Annotated in this window: 15 protein-coding genes; 11 read left to right on the top strand and 4 right to left on the bottom strand. The window is 70.4% G+C overall.

Going from position 1 to position 20,597, the window contains the following annotated elements; all coding sequences use genetic code 11:
• Position 1: 1 nt before the first annotated feature.
• The 3 genes from ACFXKA_RS29405 to ACFXKA_RS29395 are packed head-to-tail and all read left to right on the top strand — an operon-like array spanning position 2 to position 3,308.
• The gene (locus ACFXKA_RS29405; RefSeq protein WP_379429761.1) at positions 2-1,366 is read left to right on the top strand and encodes an NtaA/DmoA family FMN-dependent monooxygenase; all 1,365 of its coding nucleotides are present in this window, start codon (positions 2-4) and stop codon (positions 1,364-1,366) included.
• Complete coding sequence (locus ACFXKA_RS29400; protein ID WP_379429760.1) at positions 1,363-2,175, top strand: DUF1684 domain-containing protein; 813 nt, start codon at positions 1,363-1,365, stop codon at positions 2,173-2,175. The genes ACFXKA_RS29405 and ACFXKA_RS29400 overlap by 4 nt, the downstream gene beginning before the upstream one ends.
• Positions 2,172-3,308: an LLM class flavin-dependent oxidoreductase gene (locus tag ACFXKA_RS29395; RefSeq protein WP_379429759.1), complete on the top strand. Its 1,137-nt coding sequence runs from the start codon at positions 2,172-2,174 to the stop codon at positions 3,306-3,308. Before ACFXKA_RS29400 ends, ACFXKA_RS29395 begins: the two co-directional genes overlap by 4 nt.
• Before the next feature lie 185 nt (positions 3,309-3,493).
• Here ACFXKA_RS29395 and ACFXKA_RS29390 read toward each other — a convergent pair whose 3' ends face one another.
• Positions 3,494-4,768, bottom strand: coding sequence for an ROK family protein (locus tag ACFXKA_RS29390; RefSeq protein WP_379429758.1), 1,275 nt, complete (start codon positions 4,766-4,768; stop codon positions 3,494-3,496).
• 709 nt (positions 4,769-5,477) lie between these two features.
• Here ACFXKA_RS29390 and ACFXKA_RS29385 point away from each other — a divergent pair.
• The 6 genes from ACFXKA_RS29385 to ACFXKA_RS29360 all read left to right on the top strand — a co-directional run bounded on the left by ACFXKA_RS29385 (position 5,478) and on the right by ACFXKA_RS29360 (position 12,346).
• Positions 5,478-6,266: a GntR family transcriptional regulator gene (locus tag ACFXKA_RS29385; RefSeq protein ID WP_379429757.1), complete on the top strand. Its 789-nt coding sequence runs from the start codon at positions 5,478-5,480 to the stop codon at positions 6,264-6,266.
• Positions 6,267-6,494: a ferredoxin family protein gene (locus ACFXKA_RS29380; protein WP_040853885.1), complete on the top strand. Its 228-nt coding sequence runs from the start codon at positions 6,267-6,269 to the stop codon at positions 6,492-6,494.
• A 9-nt stretch (positions 6,495-6,503) separates the two neighbouring features.
• Positions 6,504-7,928 (top strand): ABC transporter substrate-binding protein, encoded by a 1,425-nt coding sequence (locus ACFXKA_RS29375; RefSeq protein ID WP_379429756.1) that lies wholly within the window; start codon positions 6,504-6,506, stop codon positions 7,926-7,928.
• An 88-nt stretch (positions 7,929-8,016) separates the two neighbouring features.
• Complete coding sequence (locus tag ACFXKA_RS29370; protein ID WP_379429755.1) at positions 8,017-8,889, top strand: ABC transporter permease; 873 nt, start codon at positions 8,017-8,019, stop codon at positions 8,887-8,889.
• Positions 8,886-9,647, top strand: coding sequence for an ABC transporter ATP-binding protein (locus ACFXKA_RS29365; protein ID WP_379429754.1), 762 nt, complete (start codon positions 8,886-8,888; stop codon positions 9,645-9,647). The genes ACFXKA_RS29370 and ACFXKA_RS29365 overlap by 4 nt, the downstream gene beginning before the upstream one ends.
• Complete coding sequence (locus ACFXKA_RS29360) at positions 9,647-12,346, top strand: fumarate reductase/succinate dehydrogenase flavoprotein subunit (RefSeq protein ID WP_379429753.1); 2,700 nt, start codon at positions 9,647-9,649, stop codon at positions 12,344-12,346. Before ACFXKA_RS29365 ends, ACFXKA_RS29360 begins: the two co-directional genes overlap by 1 nt.
• Before the next feature lie 13 nt (positions 12,347-12,359).
• On the opposite strand, the gene ACFXKA_RS29355 is transcribed toward ACFXKA_RS29360, so the two are convergent.
• Positions 12,360-13,961 carry a DUF2207 family protein gene (locus ACFXKA_RS29355; RefSeq protein WP_379429752.1) on the bottom strand — a complete coding sequence of 534 codons (1,602 nt, stop codon included), beginning with the start codon at positions 13,959-13,961 and terminating at the stop codon, positions 12,360-12,362.
• A gap of 421 nt (positions 13,962-14,382) precedes the next feature.
• On the opposite strand from ACFXKA_RS29355, the gene ACFXKA_RS29350 reads away from it, so the two are divergent.
• A complete protein-coding gene (locus tag ACFXKA_RS29350) occupies positions 14,383-15,312 on the top strand; it encodes a neutral zinc metallopeptidase (protein ID WP_379429751.1) in 930 nt (309 codons plus the stop codon).
• 63 nt (positions 15,313-15,375) lie between these two features.
• Here the strand turns inward: ACFXKA_RS29350 and ACFXKA_RS29345 are convergent, their stop codons facing one another.
• Together ACFXKA_RS29345 and ACFXKA_RS29340 are read right to left on the bottom strand one after the other, a co-directional pair.
• Complete coding sequence (locus ACFXKA_RS29345) at positions 15,376-16,671, bottom strand: ammonium transporter (protein WP_354838819.1); 1,296 nt, start codon at positions 16,669-16,671, stop codon at positions 15,376-15,378.
• A gap of 106 nt (positions 16,672-16,777) precedes the next feature.
• Positions 16,778-17,611 carry a hypothetical protein gene (locus ACFXKA_RS29340; protein WP_354838822.1) on the bottom strand — a complete coding sequence of 278 codons (834 nt, stop codon included), beginning with the start codon at positions 17,609-17,611 and terminating at the stop codon, positions 16,778-16,780.
• A gap of 425 nt (positions 17,612-18,036) precedes the next feature.
• On the opposite strand from ACFXKA_RS29340, the gene ACFXKA_RS29335 reads away from it, so the two are divergent.
• Positions 18,037-20,508 carry a DNA polymerase III subunit gamma and tau gene (locus tag ACFXKA_RS29335; protein ID WP_379429750.1) on the top strand — a complete coding sequence of 824 codons (2,472 nt, stop codon included), beginning with the start codon at positions 18,037-18,039 and terminating at the stop codon, positions 20,506-20,508.
• The last annotated feature ends 89 nt before the right edge of the window (positions 20,509-20,597 follow it).

Below are 20,597 nucleotides of genomic sequence, written 5' to 3'. Positions count from 1 at the left end.
CATGCCGGATCAGCGGATACGCAAGCAGATTCACCTGGCGGCCCACTTCCCGGGCGTCAACCATCACACCGTCTGGACCGACCCGGACTCGGGCAGCCAGATCGACTTCGACTCCTTCGTGCACCTGGCGCGCACCGCCGAGCGCGGGCTGTTCGACTTCTTCTTCCTGGCCGAGGGCCTGCGCCTGCGCGAACACCGCGACCGCATCCACGACCTGGACGTGGTGGGCCGCCCCGACACCCTCACGGTGCTCAATGCGCTGGCCGCGGTCACCGACCGGCTCGGCCTGGCCGGAACCATCAACACCACGTACAACGAACCCTTCGAGCTGGCGAAGCAATTCGGGACGCTGGACCACCTGTCCGGCGGCCGCGCCGCCTGGAACGCCGTGACCTCCTCGGATGCCTTCACCGGTGAGAACTTCCGGCGCGGCGGCTATCTGGAGCACGCCAAGCGCTACACCCGCGCGCACGAGGTGGTCGACGCCACCCGCGCGCTGTGGGACAGCTGGCCCGCCGATGCCCTCGTGATCGACCGGGAGCGCGGGTTTTTCGGCCGGCCGGTGCCCGAGGTGCACTTCAGCAGCGATCAGTTCGAGATCGACGGCCGGTTCGTGCTGCCGCGCAGTCCGCAGGGCCATCCGGTGCAGATCCAGGCCGGCGACTCCGACGAGGGCCGCGAATTCGCCGCCGCCAAGGCCGATGTCATCTTCAGTGCGCACGGCGAGCTCGAGGACGGGCAGCGGTTCTACCGGGATGTGAAGGACCGGCTCGCCAAGTACGGCCGCGGTCGCGACGATCTGAAGATCCTGCCCGCGGCCGGGTTCGTGCTCGGTGACACCGCGGCCGACGCGGCCGAACGCGCCGGCCACATCCGCCGGCAGCAGGTGACGCCGCAGACCGCCATCGCCTTCCTCGAACAGGTCTGGGGCCGTGACCTTTCCGCCTACGACCCGGACGGCCCGCTGCCGGACATCGATCCGGCCGAGGATGTGAACATCACCCGGGGCAGGGTCCGGCACGCTCGCGATCCGCGCGCCATCGCCGCGGCGTGGCGGGCCAGGGCCGAGGCCGAGCAGCTTTCCATTCGCGAGCTCATCATCGCGACCACCGCCCGCCAGCAGTTCGTGGGCACGCCCCGGCAGGTGGCCGCCGAGATCGACCACTACGTCCAGTCCGATGCCGCCGACGGTTTCGTGCTGGTCCCGCATCTCACACCGACCGGTCTCGACGAGTTCGTCGAGAAGGTCGTCCCGGAACTGCAGTCCCTGGGCAGCTTCCGCACCGAGTACACCGGCGCGACCCTGCGTGACCACCTGGGTCTGCGCCACCCTCACCACGGCACCGAAGGAGTCCGCGCCTCATGACCGCCACCGCCACCGAATTCGACCAGCAGTGGGCCGCGTTCCGCGCCGAACGAGCCGCCTGGGCCCGTCAACCGCTGGGCTGGCTCAGCCTGACCGGCCTGCACTGGCTCGGGGAGCACGACGAGACCGTCGACGGCCTGCCCGGCCGCTGGCGCGCCGACGGCGAGAACGTCCATGTGACAGTGGAATCCGAGGAGGCCGGGCAGCTGCTGCTGAACGGCGCGGCACTCGCCGGTTCGGCGGTGCTCACCCCGGGCGAGGGCGCCCCGGGGCTCGAGGTCCGCACCGGTGACCGTGTCATCGAGGTGATCCGCCGGACCGGGCAGTTCGCGCTGCGTGTCCACGATCCGGCGTCGCCGGCCCTGGCGGCCTTCACCGAGATCCCGGTCTACCGGCCGGATCCGGCCTGGGTCGTGACCGGCCGGTTCGAACCCTTCGAGGTGGCCCGGGTGGTCACCACCGGTGCGGTGGTCGAGGGCCTCGAACACCACCACACCGCCACCGGCACCGTGACCGTCGAACTGGGCGGCGAGCAGCGGCAACTCGTCGTTTTCGGCAACCAGACGCGCGGCCTGCACGTGCTCTTCACCGACGCAACCAGCGGCGTCACCACCTACGGCGGCGTGCGGCGGCTGGATCTGTCCCGGCCCGCCGCCGACGGCACCGTGGTCCTCGACTTCAATCGGGCGGTCAATCTGCCCTGCGCGTTCACCGACTACGCCACCTGCCCGGTCGCCCCGGCCGAGAACCGGCTCCCGCTGGCCGTCGAAGCGGGCGAACAGGATCCGCGGAAGGAGCACACCGCATGACCATTCCGCTATCCGTCCTGGACCTGGCCCCGATCAGCGCGGGCTCCACGCCGCAGCAGGCGGTGCGCAACAGTATCGACCTGGCCCAGCAGGCCGAACGCCTGGGCTACCACCGGTTCTGGGTCGCCGAGCATCACTTCGTGAAGGTGGCCGGCGCCGCGCCGACCACGCTGATCGGATTGATCGCCGCCGCAACCGAATCCATTCGTGTCGGGTCGGCGGCCGTGCAGCTCGGGCACCACACCTCGATCTCGGTGGTGGAGGCGTTCGGCACCATCGACGCCCTCTACCCGGGCCGCCTGGATCTGGGGCTGGGGCGCTCCGGTCACCGTGCGGACCAGGTGCGGTCGGCGGGTGTGCCGCCGGTCCCCGCACCGGATCGCCCCACCGAGGTCCGCGACGGCGTGGTCATCCCGCCCCCGTTCTTCCCCGGCCAGCTGCTCGACTTCTCCAGGGTGCGAGCGGGTTTGGGCGCGCTGCACCTGCCGGGCGCGCAACCGCTGCCCTACACCGAGCAGATCGCCGAGATTCTCGCGCTGCTCGACGGCACCTATGTCACGCCCGACGGCGTCGAGCTGCACGCCGTGCCCGGCGAGGGAGCCGATGTGCAGCCCTGGCTCTTCGGCAGCAGCGGTGGTGAAAGCGCCCAGCTGGCAGGGCGATTGGGGCTGCCGTTCGCGGCGAACTATCACGTCTCGCCGGGCACCGTCGTGGAGACCGTCGAGGCCTACCGCGCGGCCTTCCGCCCGTCCGCCCGCTTCCCGCGCCCGTACCTGGTGGTCTCCGCCGATGTGGTGGTCGCCGCGGACGACGCCACCGCCCAGCACCTGGCCGCCACCTATGGCCACTGGGTCTACAGCATTCGCAGCGGTGCGGGCGCGGCGGAATACCTCGATCCCGACACCGCGCCGCCGCTGTCCGACCAGCAGCGCCGTCTGGTCGACGACCGGGTCACCACCCAGTTCGTCGGCTCCCCGGCCACCGTCGCCGAACGCCTGCGCGCCCTGCAACGGCTCACGGGGGCGGACGAAATCCTGGTCACCAGCGTGACTTTCGACCATGAAAGCCGGGTGGACTCCCATCGCCTGCTGGCTCGCGAGTGGGGACTGTCCCCGCAGGTGCGGGCCGCCTGAGACCACCGCCGCCCGCCCGGAAGGGGACTCCGGGGCGGGCGGCGGGGAAACCCGCAGTGCGCGCAAGGGCCTCGCGTGCTTGCGGGACCGGGGGCCGGGCCGGGCCGTGGACCGTCCGGCCCGACCCCCTTCGGCCACAAGGAAATCCCCGCCGGACGCACCGGCGGGGATTTCGTCGTATCGGGCTAGCGGGCCCGGGTGGCCCGGCGCATGGCCGACAGCGGATCGGCGTAGAACACGCTCACCGACGTCACCGCCGCCGCGAATTCCTGCACCCGGCCGCCGAATCGGCTGATCCGCAGATCCGCCGCGGGCAGGGTGGTCGAATCCGCGAAGGCCTTGGCGACCCGCTCCATGCCGGGCCGCCAGCCGGTGAACGCCTGACCGCCCAGCACCACCCGGTCCGGATTGAACATGTCGCGCACCAGAGCCGCGGTGCGGCCCAGGATCTCGGCCCGCTCGACGAGCAGGTCACGGGCGGCGGCGTTCCCCGAGTCCGCGGCCCGGTACAGATCGGTGATCGCCGGGCGGCGCGGGGCCTCCGGCTTGGGCAGCACGCCCTTGCGCACCGCGCGCTCCAGCAGGGCGCGCTCACCGATGGCCGCCTCCAGGCAGCCGCGCCGGCCGCAGGTGCAATCCACCTCCGCGCCGGTCGGCAGGTGAGCGATCGAGCCGGGGCCGTTGGCGGGCGTGTGCACCCGATCGTGCAATGTCACTGCCACACCGGCCGTTTCGCGGGCGTAGACGAACAGGCTGCTGCCCGGTCGCGACTCCTCGCCCGGCTCGCGCGGGGTGAGCAGCAGCTCCGCCGCCGCCATCGCCTCGACGTGCGCAGACACCGAGACCGGCAGATCCAGCACGCTGCTGAAGACCGCCGCCACCGGCGCGGCCTGCCAGCCCAGGCGGGGATGGTCCACCACGCCCGCGGCGGGATCCACCCGCCCGGCCAGCGCCACGCCGGTCCACAGCGGCCGCCGCCGCGGCAGCCGGTCCAGGAACGCCTTGGCGCTGCGGGCCACTATGGTCAGCGCCGCGTCCTGACCCGTTTGGGGCGTGGCGATTTCGAGTCCGCCCAGAATGCGACCGGACAGGTCCGCGGCCACGATGCGGGTGACGGTGAAGCCGATGTGCACACCCAGCGTCACGTAGGTGTCGGTGTCGACCTCGAACGGCACCCGCGGGCGGCCCACCGCGCCGGACGCGGTCAGATCGGCGCGCTCGCGCAGCAGTCCGGCCGAAAGCAGAGCGGACACTTGGCGATTCACGGTGGCGATGCTCAGACCCGTGGCCTGTGCGGCGATATCGCGGAAGATGGGTCCGCGGGTGGCGGCGCGCAGCACGGCGGCCGCCGGATTGTCGGTGATGCGCAGCTCCGGCGGCACCGCCGGGCGGGCCGGAGCCAGCCGTGCGGTCGCGGTGGAGACGGCGGTATGGGGACGTTCGAGCGTGGGGCTGGACACTTTTCGCAATCCTTGCTGCGGTCCCGCCTGCCGACAGGGGGACGAATGCCTACATGGAGGAATCAGCGGTGCAGCGAGGAACCCGGATCCGGATGGGCGGTGATGCTTGAACGATCCGGGTCAGAACTCGGCTGCGCGACGGCAGGGACAACACAGTTCCCGTTGCCGCGGCAGCCGAACGCCCAGCGCGATGGTCACGTAGGTGACCCGCGGCGCGGAGAGAGGGCGACTGGCAGACATAGGATCAAAGTATCATTCCGATCACGACGAACGGAAGGCGCGCGCGTCCGTCCCGGCAGCCCCGGGCCTGTCGGCCCGCCTCGGCTGCAAACCCTCCGAACAACCTGCCGTACGGCCGAATCTTTTGTACCGGTTGATATTTCACGCCACCGACGCGGTCGTGCCGAGCCGCCGGAAAATGTGGTGCACGCCACGTCGCCGTCCCGCATCTCGAGAAAGCGGGCCTGCCCCGACCCCACTCCGGACCCGGGTCCGGTGCACGCATTCCGCTCAGCGTGATTCCAAGTCCTCCACCCGCGGTCGCGGTGGCGCAATAGCTCGAATCACCGGCATTTCGGCAGGCCGCGCGCACGGCCGGGCGGCGTAGAAACGCACCCCCCGCGCGGCCCTCGGGTGAGTGCCCCGATGCCCTCCCGCAGCGCCTCTACAGTTCTGAAACCACAGGTCAAAGGCGTTGAGAGGAGTCGAGGTGTCGCCGGAACCGGTACCGCTGCGCGCACCCCTGCGCCGGGCCGATCGTGCCCGTCAGGTGGCGGATGTGCTGCGTCAGCAGATTCACGCGGGCGCGTTCGAGGGGGCGCTGTCCCCGGAACACGAGCTGGCCGGCGAATTCGCGGTGTCGCGGAACACGGTTCGCGACGCCCTCGCGCTGCTCAAGGACGAGGGCCTGATCGAACGTGCCCCGAAGATCGGCACCCATGTGGCCCAGCGCAAATACGACCACGGACTCGACGCCCTGCTCGGTCTGAAGGAGACCCTGCGCGGACACGGCGAGGTCCGCAATGAGGTGCGTGCGGCCCGGCGGCTGCCGCCGCCGCCCGCGGTCGCCCGCAAGCTGCGGCTCGAACCCGGCGAACAGGCTGTGTACATCGAGCGTCTGCGGTACCTCGGCGACCTGCCGCTGAGCCTGGACCTCACCTATCTGGCCCCCGACATCGGCGACGAGGTCGTCACCCGCGACCTCGAGAGCAATGACGTCTTCGCCCTCATCGAGCAGATCAGCGGCGGCCCACTCGGATCCGCCGATCTCGCGCTCGAGGCCATCACCGCCGACGCCCACTCGGCCATGACCCTGCAGATGCCGGAGGGCGGCGCGCTGCTGCTGCTCGAGCGGCTCACCAAACTCGAGGACGGCCGCCCGGTCGACCTGGAATACATCCGCATGCGCGGAGACCGGATCACCATGCGCGGCAGCCTGATCCGGCCACCGGAGCGCTCACCGGGTGCCGAAGCGGGCACCGACTGGAGGTTGATCTAGATGGCTGTGGTCGAGCACCGGGCCGACGTGCCCGTGACCATCGACGAATCGCTGTGCATCCAGGGCTGCACGCTGTGCGTGGAGATCTGCCCGCTGGACTCGCTGGCGATCAACCCGGACAACGGCAAGGCATACATGCACGTCGACGAGTGCTGGTACTGCGGCCCCTGCGCAGCCCGCTGTCCCACCGGCGCCGTCACCGTCAACATGCCCTACCTGCTGCGTTGAGGAAAACCCATGAAGTACCGCCCCGCTCTGGCCGCTCTGGCCGCCGCCCTCGCCCTGACCGCGTCCGGTTGCTCGCTCGAGAGCACCGGCGACGGTGACACCGTCAAGGTCGTCATCGGCTATCAGTCCAAGACCATCAATACCGTCACCGCCGGAACCCTGTTGAAGGCCAAGGGCTTTCTGGAACAGCGCCTGAACGCCCTGAGTGCCGGGGGCGGCAAGAAGTACGCGGTGGAATGGCAGGACTACGACACCGGCGCGCCCATCACCGCGCAGATGGTGGCCGAGAAGATCGACATCGGCTCGATGGGCGACTATCCGCTGCTCATCAATGGCTCCCGTACCCAGGCGAGCGAGCGGTCGAAGACCGAGCTGGTCTCGATCACCGGCTACAACCCCAAGGGCGCGCTCAACATGGTGGTGGTCGCGCCCGACTCCAAGGCGCAATCCCTGAACGACCTGGCCGGTCAGAAGATCTCGGCCAGCGTGGGCTCCGCCGGGCACGGCACCCTGGTGCAGGCGCTGACCCGCGCGGGCATCGACCCGAAGTCCGGAGTCGAGGTGCTCAATCAGCAACCCCAGATCGGTTCCTCCGCACTGGAATCCGGGCAGGTGGCGGCGCTGTCGCAGTTCGTGGCCTGGCCCGGGCTGCTGGTCTTCCAGAACAAGGCCAGGCTGCTCTACGACGGCGCGGAACTGAACGTCCCGACCTTCCACGGCGTGGTCGCCCGCCGCGACTACGCCGCGCAGCATCCCGAGGTGCTCGATGCCTTCCTGCAAGCCCAGCTGGACGCCACCGATTTCATCCACCAGCACCCCCTGGAAGCGGCGCAGGTGGTCGCCGACAACGCCGGGCTGTCCCCGGAGGTCGTGTACCTGTACAACGGGCCGGGCGGAACCTCCTTCGACACCACGCTGAAGCCCTCGCTCATCGCCGCGTTCAAAGGTGATGTGCCGTACCTGAAGTCGATCGGCGACTTCGCCGACCTCGACATCGACAGGTTCGTCGACCCGGCCGCGCTGAAGCAGGCGTTCGCGGAACGGGGCCTGAACTACGACGCGGAGCTGGCCCGCACCACCAACCCCGCGCCCGTGGCCGGCACCGATCCGGTGGCCAACCGGGCTGCCGACAATCCGGCGCTGGCCGGCGAGATCTGGCTCACCGGCCAGGACGTCACCCAGCCCGCCGCCGACCCCACCAGCCTGCTCCGCGCGATCAAACAGGCGCGGGCACAGGGGAAGACGGTCCGCGCCGCCTACGTGCCGGATGCCGAACTCGGCACCCGCTGGTTCGCCGACAAGGCGCTGTGGGTCCGCGACGGCGACACCTACCTGCCCTTCACGACCGCGTCGGCCGTGCAGCGCTACCTGGGCCGGCACCCGTCGGGTGCGACGGTCTCCTACGACCAGGCGATCAGCGAGGTCCGGCCGTGAGCGCCCGGCCGCGGAACGCCGTGATCCCGGGTCGGCGGCGAACGGCCGAATCCGGCCGAAGCATGCGGTGGCGCAACGGAGTTGGACGATGATCGCGACCACGGCGGTAGCGGCCCGTCCGGCGTCGTCCGCCGCCGCACCCGCACGGGCGGTGGGCGCGGCCGGCTCCGGGGCCGGCCGGACGGTATGGCGGTCGCGCCTGGTGCGCGCACTGTCTGTGCTGGTCGCGGTGGGTGTCTGGCAGTTCCTGACGGCCTCCCACCTTCGGCTCTGGGTACGGTTCGACACCCTGCCGACCGTGACGCAGATCGTGCGGGCATTTCACCATCAGCTGGGGACCGACACCTACTATCTCGATCTCGGGCAGTCGCTCGTCCGGATCCTCACCGGATTCGGGCTGGCGGCCGTGGCCGGGGTGGCATCCGGTGTGGCGCTGGGGCGTTCGCGGTGGATCGCCGACACGCTGGGGCCGCTCACCGAGCTGGCCCGGCCGATTCCGGCCATCGCCATCGTGCCGGTCGCCATTCTGCTGTTCCCCGACGACGAGACGGGAATCGTGTTCATCACCTTCCTGGCCGCGTACTTCCCCGTGATGGTCGCCACCCGGCACGCGGTGCGCGCGCTGCCGGTCATCTGGGAGGAATCGGTGCGGACACAGGGCGGGACGCGCTGGGACGTGCTGTGGCGAGTCGTGCTGCCGGGCAGCCTGCCCGGCGTCTTCGGTGGACTGTCGACCGGCATCGGCGTGGCCTGGATCTGCGTGGTCTCGGCCGAGATGATCTCGGGCCGGCTGGGTGTCGGCTACCGCACCTGGCAGGCGTACACCATCGTCGACTACCCGGGCGTCTTCGTCGGCATCATCACCATCGGGGTGCTCGGCTACACCACCTCCGCCGCCGTGGAACTGCTCGGGCGGCGCGTCACCCACTGGCTGCCCCGAGGCGAGGAGTCCGTGAAATGAGCACCGCCGGAATCGATCTGACCCTGGACCGGGTCGGGCTCTCGTACACGGGCGCGCCGGTGATCACCGACCTGTCGCTGACGGTGCGACCGGGCGAGATCCTGATCCTCACCGGACCCTCCGGCTGCGGTAAGTCCACGGTGCTGCGCGCCCTGGCGGGCCTGTTGCGGCCGGACACCGGCCGGGTGCTGGCCGACGGGCTCGAGGTGACCGGCACCGATCGCGACCGCGCCGTCGTCTTCCAGGACAATGCCCTGCTGCCCTGGAAGTCCGTGCGCGCCAATATCGAACTGGCCCTGAAACTCCGGGGCGAACCCCGGGCCGGACGACGCGCGCTGGCCGACCGCTGGATCGCCGAGATCGGGCTCACCGGCTTCGCCGACTTCCTGCCCAAATCGCTGTCCGGCGGCATGCGCCAGCGCGTACAGCTGGCCCGCGGACTGGCGGGCGCGCCCCGCGCGGTCATGATGGACGAGCCCTTCGGAGCGTTGGACGCCCAGACCCGGAACACCATGCAGCGCCTGCTGATCGACACCTGGCGCGAGCATCCCGCCACCCTCGTCTTCGTCACCCACGACGTGGACGAGGCGCTGCTGCTCGGCGACCGCGTCGCGGTGCTCGGCCGCGCCGGCGAACCCCTGCGCGCGCTGCTGGAGGTCCCCCGCCCGCGCGAAACCGGGGTCGACCGCAGCGCGCTACGCACCGACATCATCGCCGCCCTGGATCATTCGGGCGACCTCACGGAGGCAACCAAGTAATGGACATCCCCGATCTCGCCGAAACCATCCGCCTCGACTGCGACGTGCTGGTGATCGGCGGCGGCACCGCCGGCACCATGGCCGCGCTCACCGCCGCCGAAGCGGGCGCGAACGTACTGCTGCTGGAGAAGGCGCACGTCCGCCACTCCGGCGCGCTGGCCATGGGCATGGACGGCGTCAACAACGCCGTCATTCCCGGCAAGGCCGAACCCGAGGACTACGTCGCCGAGATCACCCGCGCCAATGACGGCATCGTCAACCAGCGCACCATCTATCAGACCGCCACCCGCGGCTTCGCCATGGTGCAGCGGCTGGAGCGCTACGGCGTGAAGTTCGAGAAGGACGCCTACGGCGAATACGCCGTGCGCCGGGTACACCGGTCCGGGTCGTACGTGCTGCCCATGCCGGAGGGCAAGGACGTGAAGAAGGCGCTGTACCGCGTGCTGCGGCAGCGGAAGATGCGCGAGCGCATCAGAATCGAGAACCGGCTGATGCCCGTGCGGGTGCTCACCGAGAACGGGCGTGCCGTCGGCGCGGCCGCATTGAACACGCGCACCGGTGAATTCGTCGCGGTCGGCGCGAAGGCCGTCATTCTGGCCACCGGGCCGTGCGGTCGCCTCGGGCTGCCCGCCTCCGGGTACCTCTACGGCACCTACGAGAACCCCACCAATGCCGGTGACGGCTACGCCATGGCCTACCACGCGGGCGCGGAGCTCTCGGGCATCGAGTGCTTCCAGATCAATCCGCTCATCAAGGATTACAACGGTCCGGCCTGCGCGTATGTGGCCAATCCGTTCGGCGGGTACCAGGTGAACGCACTCGGCGAGCGTTTCGTGGACTCCGACTACTGGTCCGGCCAGATGATGTCCGAGGTGAAGCGGGAGATCGAATCCGCCCGCGGCCCCATCTATCTCAAGGTCTCACACCTGCCCGAGGAGACCCTCGATGCCCTCGAGGGCATTCTGCACACCACCGAACGCCCCACCCGCGGCACCTTCCACGCCAATCGCGGCCACGACTACCGCACCCACGACATCGAGATGCACATCTCCGAAATCGGTTTGTGCAGCGGGCATTCCGCCTCCGGCGTCTGGGTCGACGAACACGCCCGCACCACCGTGCCCGGCCTCTACGCCGCCGGTGACCTGGCCTGCGTGCCGCACAACTACATGATCGGCGCGTTCGTCTACGGCGACCTGGCCGGCGCACACGCCGCATCCACCCTGAGCGAGGTCACCGCTCCCGGCGAGCTGCCCGCCGACCAGCTCGCCGCCGCCCACGAACTCGTCTACCGCCCGCTGCGCAATCCCGACGGGCCGCCGCAGCAGCAGGTCGAATACAAGCTGCGGCGGTTCGTGAACGACTATGTGGCCCCGCCCAAGACGGCCACCAAGCTCTCCCTCGCCATCGAGACCTTCGATCGCATGCTGGACGACCTCACCGCCATGGGCGCGCGCACCCCGCACGAACTCATGCGCTGCGCCGAGGTCACCTTCATTCGCGACTGCGCCGACATGGCCGCCCGCTCCTCGCTCACCCGCACCGAATCCCGCTGGGGCCTCTACCACGAGCGCGCCGACCTCCCGGAACGTGACGACGTCGAATGGCGGTACCACCTCAACCTGCGCAAGACCGCCGACGGCCGGATGGAATTCCTGAAGCGACCGGTCGCACCGTATTTCGTTCCGGTGCCCGGGCTGGACGATCTGCCCGGCACCGACGACACCATCGTCCCGGTGGACCAGCCCGCGCTCATCGGCACCCCGCCCAACCTCGGTGCGCAGGTGCGCTCCCACGCACCGGCCGCGGGCGTCGTGACGAAAGACATTGTGGCACCCCGGATCGCGCTACTGCTGAGCCTGGACGCACCCGCTGTCCCGGAGTTGCAGCCGTTCCTCTCCGATGCGGATCCCCGGGTCCGCGCCACCGCCCTGGCGGTCCTGACCGAGCACACGCCGGACGGCTTCGCCGAACAACTGATCGCGGCGCTCGCGGACGAGGACGCGGAAGTGCGCTCGGCCGCGGTCTCCGGCCTGCGCGAACTCGCCGAAATCCTGCCCGCCGCAACCGGTCTCGCGCGACACGCTGATTCCCCCGACCCGATCGTGCGCGCCGCGGTGGTGGATCTGCTGCGCGCCCTGCGGTCCGGCTCGGCGGAGCTCTTCGCCAAGGCCGCCGTCGACACCGACCACCGCGTCCGCATCCAGGCCGTGCACGCCCTGGTCTCCCTCGACGACTGGACCGCCCTGACCGCCGCCGCGCATGACGACAATCGCGAGGTCAGGATCGCCGCCGCGCGCGGTCTGGCCACCATCGGACTCGGCGGCGCCGACACCGTCCGCGCCCTCACCACGGACCGCGACCCACTGGTCCGCGCGGCCGCGTTCACCGCGCTGTCGCGACTGGGCGCCGACTCCGACGCCGCGACACTGACCGCCGCACTGGGTGATTCGGCATGGCAGATCCGGGAGGGGGCGGCGCGCGGCCTGGCCGCGGCCGGACCGGATCGAGCGGTCGAACCACTGAGCCGGGCCCTCGCCGATATCCATCCCGACATCCGCAAGGCCGCGGTGCTGACCCTCAGCACCTGGCCGGAATCCGCCGCTGCCCGGGCCGCCCTCGAATCCGCCCGCGCGGACAGCGATGCCGATGTGCGCGCCTACGCCCGGCGTGCGCTGGCGGTGCACGCCGGCGGCTAGGCCGCTATGCGGGTCAGCGCTGGTCGGCGGTCCGGAACAACCCTTCGACGGCCGTGATGAAATACGGGAAATGCGCGCCGAAACGCTGCAGCGCGCGATCGCCCTCGAAGCCGCCGAACCAGTACAGGCCCGGGCTCCCGTCCGCGGTCGGATCCAAGTCGCGGAAAGTGCGCACCCACTGGTCCCCGCGGCGCGCGGCCACCAGGAACGGCAGCGCCCGGGAGAACACCAGCTCCTGATCGGCGGCCGGGATGCGCTGCGGCGCAATAGCGTCCAGCCCGCGCTGCATGGCCTGGACCCGACCGGTCAGCTCCCGGCCCAGCGCTGTGCGGGCGGGCAGATAGCGCGGCAGCAGCAGCGCCGCCACCCCGCCGAGCGCGATGGCCGCCCCGACCAGCGCGTGCCGCTGCGGGCCCAAGGCCAGCGCCACGGTCGCGATGACCCCGAGCAGGATCAGCCCGACCCCGAGCCAGAACTCGAAACCCCGGCGGGTCCGGTCGATGAAGACCCCGGCTGCCACGGCATCCCCGATCAGCGCCGCCCGCACCGCGCTCGCATCCACCCGGCCCTTGCGCTCGGACAGCAGCACCGACTCGACGCCCTCCGGAATCAGCGCCGCGTACACCGCGCGCTCGTAGGCGGTCAGCTGCCCGTCGGGCGGATTCACCCGGGAGAAGCGCCAATCCGAATCGCCGGCAGCGCTCACCCACAGATAGTTGCGCACCGCCAGATCCACCACGGTCGACGCCATGTCGGGCACATCGGCGTGGCCGTCGAGCAGCAGCCCGGCCGTGCTCGGCAGTATCCCGTCGGGTGAGGTGAACTGAACGTGGTCACCCGCGCGCACCAGCGGATCGAGCACCTCGGTGCCCGCCGGCGCCGACCGGCGCGACCACACCACATACCCGGCCGCCGCCGCCAGCGCCGCCAGCAGCACGCCGAACGCGGCGAACACCGGACCGGTCGGCGAGAAGGCGCCGGGCGCATTGTCGTCGCGCACATCGGCATTCGCCTTGACCGTGCTCGGCGGCAGCTGCAAGGTCACATCCAGGATGTCGCCCTTGTGCAGGTCCGTCTTCTCCAGATGCGCGAAGCCGTCCGGCTCCACACGAATATCCGCGCAGTCCTGGGGATTTCCGGGCGGGCCCACCGTGCACTTGGTGATGCCCATGCGGAAGCTCGGGCTCGACACCGTCGCATTGATCGACGCCACATCGGTATTCAGCACCCCGGTCCACTGGAACACCTGCGCGCCCGAAGCGTCACTGACGGTGTTGTGCACCGTGTACTTGAAGGTGGCCGAACCCGGCCGGGCCTCGATGGTGAACCGGTCATCGGCGACCTTGGCTTCGCCGTCCCCGTCGGCGGACACGTCGGTCACCTGGAAATTGCGCTGCACGCCCGCGCCCACCTGCACCCGCAGCGGCAGCACCTGCCGAAACTCGCCGCCCTCGGGCACTTTCACGGTTTCGGTGACCCGCAGCAGACCGTCGTCGCCCAGATTCACCTCGGCGGTGATATCCACACCGGCCGGCTGCGCCACCGCGGCCGGCGCCGCCACACCCGCCACCGCGAGCAGCAGCGCGACCAGGGCGGCCCCCCGAAAAATCTGCATGACTGGCTACTCTAGCCAGCTTGCTATCCTTCCTCAGCGGCAAGTCGCAGGTCTATGGAGCCGGCAGGTTATCTCTGAGGAACGAGGGGGTGCGGGGGAGATGACTCGCCCACCGTCCGAACACGGACCGACACCCCCGGGCCGGCGTCCCGTGCCACCGCGCGGAACCCCGCCGCCGGGCGGGTCGCAGCAGCCGCCCGGATACCAACGGCCGCCGGGATATTCGCCGCCGCCGGGCCGGCCCACTCCGCCGCCGCCCGGGTATCCATCCCCGCGCCCGGGATATCCGCCCCCGCCCGCTGCAGGTGCGTCCCGGCCGGGATATCCACCGCACCAAGGCTTTCCGCCGCCCGGCTACGGCCAGCCGCCCGTTTACGGCCAGCCGCCGGGCTACCCGGCCCGGCCCGCCTACCGCGCGCCCATGCCGCCGCCCACCGCCGCCCCGCCGACCGGCGCGATCCCGATGACCCGGCCCGCGCCGCCGCGCCGCGGCCGGATCGGTGTGCTGGTGGTGACCCTGGTCCTGCTGGTGACCGGCGTGCTGCTGCGCACCGCCATCAGCACCGGCCTGAATTCCATCAATGCCGGCTCCACTGTCAAGACCAGCTACTCGGGGGATTCCGGAGAGAACCACGGCGTCGCGGCCACGGCCGACAACCCGCTGCTCACCAACGCCGACTACACGCTGCTGCCGGCCAAGTGCGCGTACACGCCGTGGGGCACCCAGGTCGCGGTGGCGCGCAAGTTCTTCGAAACCGCGGCGGACTGCCTGCACTCCACGTGGAAACCGTTGTTCGACAAGATCAATCTGCCGTTCGAGGCGCCCAAGCTGAACGTGTCCGCCGACACCACCGGAATCACCACCCTGTGCACCGGGAACAGCACCAATTTCGCGGCCTTCTACTGCTCGGCGGACATGACCATCTACATGCCGATCAGCCAGCTGCAAACCGATCTCTTCGGCAACAACTGGGTCGTCTACCTGTCCGTCTTCGCCCATGAATACGGCCATCACGTCCAGGCTCAGGCCGGCATTCTCGGCAAGGTGCACCAGCAGCGCCGCGACGCCGGTTCCCGCAGCGACACCGGCCTGGAACTGTCCCGCCGCACCGAATTGCAGGCCCAGTGCTTCGACGGCATGTACCTGTCGTCCTCCAACAATGGCGGCTCGCTGACCAGCGCGCAAATCGGCGTGGCCCGCAATGACGCCTATCACCGCGGCGACGGACCCGGCGACATGCGCGACCACGGCACCGCCCAGAACATGGGCGGCTGGTTCGAGATCGGGTACGACAAGGACCGCACCCTCCAGTGCAATACCTTCAGCGTTCCCGCGAGCAAGGTGAACTGAACCGGACCGCAAAGCACTCGAGCCCCGCTGCGCGACGCAGCGGGGCTCGAACTATCGCACAGCTCAGTGCCCGTGCGGCTTGGTGATCCGGCTCGGCGCGTGCCCGTGCACGCCCTCGGCGTAGGCGGTCTCCGCGTGCAGCGCGAAGTCGATGCCGCCGATCTCGTCCTCCTTGGTGATCCGGAAGCCGATCAGCTTGTCCAGCACCTTCCCCAGCAGGAAGGTCACCCCGAAGGCGAAGGCCGCCACCGTCAGCACGCCCACGGTCTGCTTACCCAGCTGACCCAGTCCGCCGCCGTAGAACAGGCCCTTCGGCCCACCGGTCATGACCGCCGAGGCCAGGAAGCCGATGAGCAGCGTGCCCACGATGCCGCCCACGAAGTGCACGCCCACCACGTCCAGCGAATCGTCGTAGTTGCCCTTGAACTTCCAGCTCACCGCGAACGAACACACCACGCCCGCAACCAGACCCACGATCACCGCGCCGATGGTGCTCACCTCGCCGCAGGACGGCGTGATCGCGACCAGACCGGCCACCGCGCCCGAGGCCGCGCCGAAAGTGGTCGGCTTGCCGTCGCGCCGCGCCTCGACCACCAGCCAGCCCAGCATGCCCAGACAGCCCGCCACCAGCGTGTTCAGGAACACCGCGGCGGCAATGCCATTGGCCGCCAGGGCCGAACCCGCATTGAAGCCGAACCAGCCGAACCACAGCAGGCCCGCGCCCAGCAGGACGAATGGCAGATTGTGCGGCCGCATGGCGTCGGTCTTGAAGCCCACCCGCGGTCCCAGCACCAGCGCCATGGCCAGCGCCGAAGCGCCCGAGGCGATCTCGACCACCAGACCGCCCGCGTAATCCAGCGCGCCCAGCTTGGCCAGCCAGCCGTCCGGCGTCCACACCCAGTGCGCGATCGGCGCGTACACGATCAGCGCCCAGGCCGGCACGAAGATCATCCACGCCGAGAACTTGGCGCGATCGGCGATCGCGCCGCTGATCAGCGCCACGGTCAGGATCGCGAAGGTCAGCTGGAAGGTGACGAACAACAGCTCCGGCACCGCCGCCCCGCTCTTGTTGTCCACCACGTGCAGCGTGTTCGGGTCGATTCCGGCCAGCCCGAAATGCCCGAGATCGCCGATGATCCCGCCGCCCGCGTCATCCCCGAAGGCCAGGCTGTACCCGAACAGCAGCCACGCCACCGCGACCAGCGGAATCGAGATGAAGCTCATCATCAGCATGTTGAGCACACCGCTGGACCGCACCATGCCGCCGTAGAAGATCGCCAGTCCGGGCGTCATCAGCAGCACCAGCGCCGTGGCGGCCAGCAGCCAGGCCGTCGCCGCCGGGTCGAGATGAGGTGTCATGCGGTAACTCCTTCCACGCGGTGATCGCGTTGCGTGGAAGTTACCGAATCCTCACGTTAAGGCGCTGTTACAAAAATGAGGCTTCGGATACCTGCCGTTAACAGCCCTAGCTGCGACGATCCTTGACCTTTTTGGCCAGCGCGCGCAATCCGCGCGGGCCGGCGACCGGATTGCCGTCGTCGAGCGCCATCCATTCGGCGGTCACGAGCCACTGCTGCTGGGCCCGGGCGTCGGCTGTGTCGTTGAACACGCGCCGCCCCCGATCGTCGCGCAATTCGTAGGCCAGTACCGACCAGCGCGGCGGGCGGCCCTGCTCGGCCACCTGGTCCCGCAGATACGCCGCGACCAGCGTGCCGATGGTGTTCACCGGTCGCAGCGACACCCGGTTACCGTACCGGGCGGCATGGAAGCGCCTTCCGGCACACAGGGATCGGGGCGCGGCGTTGTAGGCGATCCAGCCTGCGCGCTGGGCGCGCTCGATCAGCCACAGATGCTTGATGGCGGTCGGCGGGATATCGCCCACCCGCTCGCGGATCAGGGCGATCGCCGGTTCGGAGAGCAGAATGTCGCGCCGGGTCGGGCCGGTGCCGTGCGCGATCCAGTAGTTGTCGGTGAGTTTCGCCAGCACCCGTCCGAAATCGTCGATGCTGCGCTGTGCTCGCCGGCCCAGCCGCTCGATGCGCTCGGCCTCGGCCCGCATGTCGTTCTGCACGATGAGGGTGTGGATCGCCGCCAGGGTCGGCACCTGGCCGCGCTGCAACAGTTCCAGAATCGCGCCCGCGGTGGCCGGATCGGCGGCGGCGGACACGGGTAGGGAGTCGCGCCGGATGTCGTAATCGTGCGGGCTGATGGCCCGGCTGAGCAGTCCGACCGCCGCGGCATCGCCGGCGAATTCGGTACTGGAGAGCCAGGCTGCGGCGATGTCGTCACACGGCTGCACGAGGCATGTCCTCCGGGGGATTTGGTTGTGCTCCGGCCGGGATGAGGGACCGGCCGGGGCGACCAACCTGATGAAGGTTTGGCTACCGAAGTTGCCGTCGTCCACGGTAGCCAAGCGATTGCGATCTTGCCCCATCGATTGACTGGATCGTTATGTCGGATCTCTGGAGTTGAAACAGAACGTAAGTCTGTATCAGGTGACATAGCAGGTCAGAGGTCTTGGACAAATGGCCGCTATGGACACGCTGAGAATTTGCTGTGGGAATTGTCGAGATATCCGTTCGGGACGGTCGGTTCTGATCGGGCCTCAGGAATGAGTGTGATTTACGCCATAGTCCGAGTGGGCGGCCGGACATCCGCGGCGTACCGGACGACCGGCCCGGCGGCGCGGCACCGCCTGTCGGTGCGCCCCGGTAACCTCTCCACGTGGCTCTGTACCGGAAGTACCGACCGGCAACGTTCGCTGAAGTGGTGGGTCAGGAGCACGTCACCGATCCCCTGAGTATCGCGCTCGACACCGGGCGGATCAGTCATGCCTATCTCTTCTCGGGACCGCGCGGTTGTGGCAAGACCTCCTCCGCGCGCATCCTCGCGCGCTCGCTGAACTGCGTACAGGGCCCGACTTCCAAGCCGTGCGGCGTCTGCTCGTCCTGCGTCGCGCTCGGCCCGGGCGGATCCGGCAATCTCGATGTCATCGAGCTCGACGCCGCCAGCCACGGCGGTGTGGACGACACCCGCGAACTGCGCGACCGCGCCTTCTACGCCCCGGCCGAATCCCGGTACCGCGTCTTCATCGTCGACGAGGCGCACATGGTCACCACCGCGGGCTTCAACGCGCTGCTCAAGATCGTGGAGGAGCCGCCCGCCCACCTGATCTTCGTCTTCGCCACCACCGAGCCGGACAAGGTGCTGCCCACCATCCGCTCGCGTACCCACCACTACCCCTTCCGGCTGCTCCCGCCCGCCACCATGCGCGGACTGCTCGGCAAGATCTGCGACCAGGAGGGGGTGCAGGTCGAAGAGTCGGTGTACCCCTTGGTGATTCGCGCCGGCGGCGGCTCCCCGCGCGACAGCCTCAGCGTGCTGGACCAGCTGCTGGCGGGCGCGGGTCCCGACGGCGTCACCTATGCGCGTGCGGTCTCGCTGCTGGGCGTCACCGATGTCGCCCTGATCGACGATGCCATCGAGGCGCTTGCCGTCTCCGACGGCGCGGCCCTGTTCGGCACCATCGACCGCGTGGTGGAGGCGGGCCACGACCCCCGCCGCTTCGCCACCGACCTGCTCGAGCGGCTGCGCGACCTGATCCTGCTCCGCGCCGTCCCCGACGCCACCGACCGCAACCTGGTCACCGGGCCCGGAGACGTCATCGACCGCATGCGCTCCCAGGCCGAGCGCCTCGGCGCCGCCACCCTGGCCCGCCACGCCGAACTCCTGCACGAGGGCCTCGGCGACATGCGCGGCGCCACCAACCCGCGCCTGCTGCTCGAAGTCATCAGTGCCCGCATGCTTCTTCCGGCGGCCTCGGACACCGAAACCGCCACCCTCCAGCGCCTCGAGCTGCTGGAGCGCCGAATGGCAAGCGGTGCAATCCCCGCCGCCCCGCAGCAGGCGCAGGCCCCCTCGGCCTCCCCGGCCGCGGCCTCATCCGCCGCTCCCGCCGTGCCCCCGGCCGGCGGCGACAACCGCCGGCGCGGAGCCGCGGCCCTGGCCGCGCTGCGCGCCGAAAAGTCCGGCACGCCGGCAGCTTCCGCTGCCGAGACGGCGTCCGCGCCGGTGCAGTCCGCTGATCCCGCACCGCAGGCCGTCACCGGCGGCACCGCGGTCCGGCCGCCTGAGCTGAGCCCGGTGGGCAGCGCCGCACCGCAGGTTGCGACGACCCCGGTAGCGGAAGGCACTGCGCCGCAATCGGTTCCGGCTGCTCCCGACCCCATGCCCGCGCCGGTGGCGACCGAATCCGTTGCGCCGGTTGCCGATCCGATCGCGGCCGCGCCGGTCGTGGAGCCGGTGGCCGAGGCCGAGCCGGTCGTGACCCCCGCGCCGGCGCCTGTCCCCGCGCCCGAGCCGGTTGCCGCGCCTCGGCAGGCCGCCCCGGCCGAGCCGGTCGCGGCACCGGCCGAGGTCGCTGCTCCCGCGGCCGCCGCGCCCGTGGGTGACGCCGTGCTGCAGGAGATCGAGGCGGCCTGGGCGGACATCCGGGCCAAGGTGCGGGACTTCGGTGCCGCGGTGCAGGCCCTGCTGACCGGCGCCAGTGTGGCGCGGGTCGAAGGGGAGACGATCGTTTTCGCGCATCTGCACGCGCCGCTGGCGCAGCGGTTGTCGCAGCCGCAGAACCTGGACGCGGTGCGGTCGGCGGTCCGGGCCGTGCTGGGGCGCGACCACGATGTGCGGTGGGAGGTCGGGGGACCGGCCGCCGGTGGCGGATCGGCGGCCAAGGCGGCGGGGCGGGCCCCGGCGGGCGGGCAGCCCGCGCCCAAGAAGGCCGCGCCGAAGTTCTCGCGCCCGAGTCAGGCCAAGGCGGCCGCGGCCGCACCGGTCGCCGAGCCCGCGGCGGCCGCTGGGTGGGGGAGCACCGCGGCACCCGCGGCGCCCGCCGCTCCGGCGCCCGCGGATCCGGGTCCGGCGGGCGGGGATCCGTTCGATGCGGACAGTGCCCGGTTCGCGCCGCCGGACGACGATATTCCGCTGCCTGACGGGCCGGATCTTCCGGACGATCCGGGGCCGGGGGACTACTCACCGGTAGGTTATGACGGCGTCCCACCTGCTACTACGCCGGAAGAGGAGCGGGAGATGCTGGAGGAGTCGGCGAAGCCGGTGCCTCCGGAGGAGCGCCGCGACCCGGATGAGGTGGCGCTAGCACTGCTGCGGGCGGAGTTGGGGGCCACACCTCTCGAGGGTTGACAGTTCCCCTGCGGGGCAACTTAAGTTAACCGGAGTTCGCATAGTTCGGTACTATGATCGGGTGGCCGTGAGTATCGGTTTCGCGAGGT

The organism is Nocardia sp. NPDC059228, from assembly GCF_042754245.1.
In the GTDB taxonomy this organism is placed as follows: Bacteria; Actinomycetota; Actinomycetes; order Mycobacteriales; family Mycobacteriaceae; genus Nocardia.
Note: the sequence above shows the minus strand (reverse complement) of the source record. Positions and strands in the feature narration are given on the sequence as shown.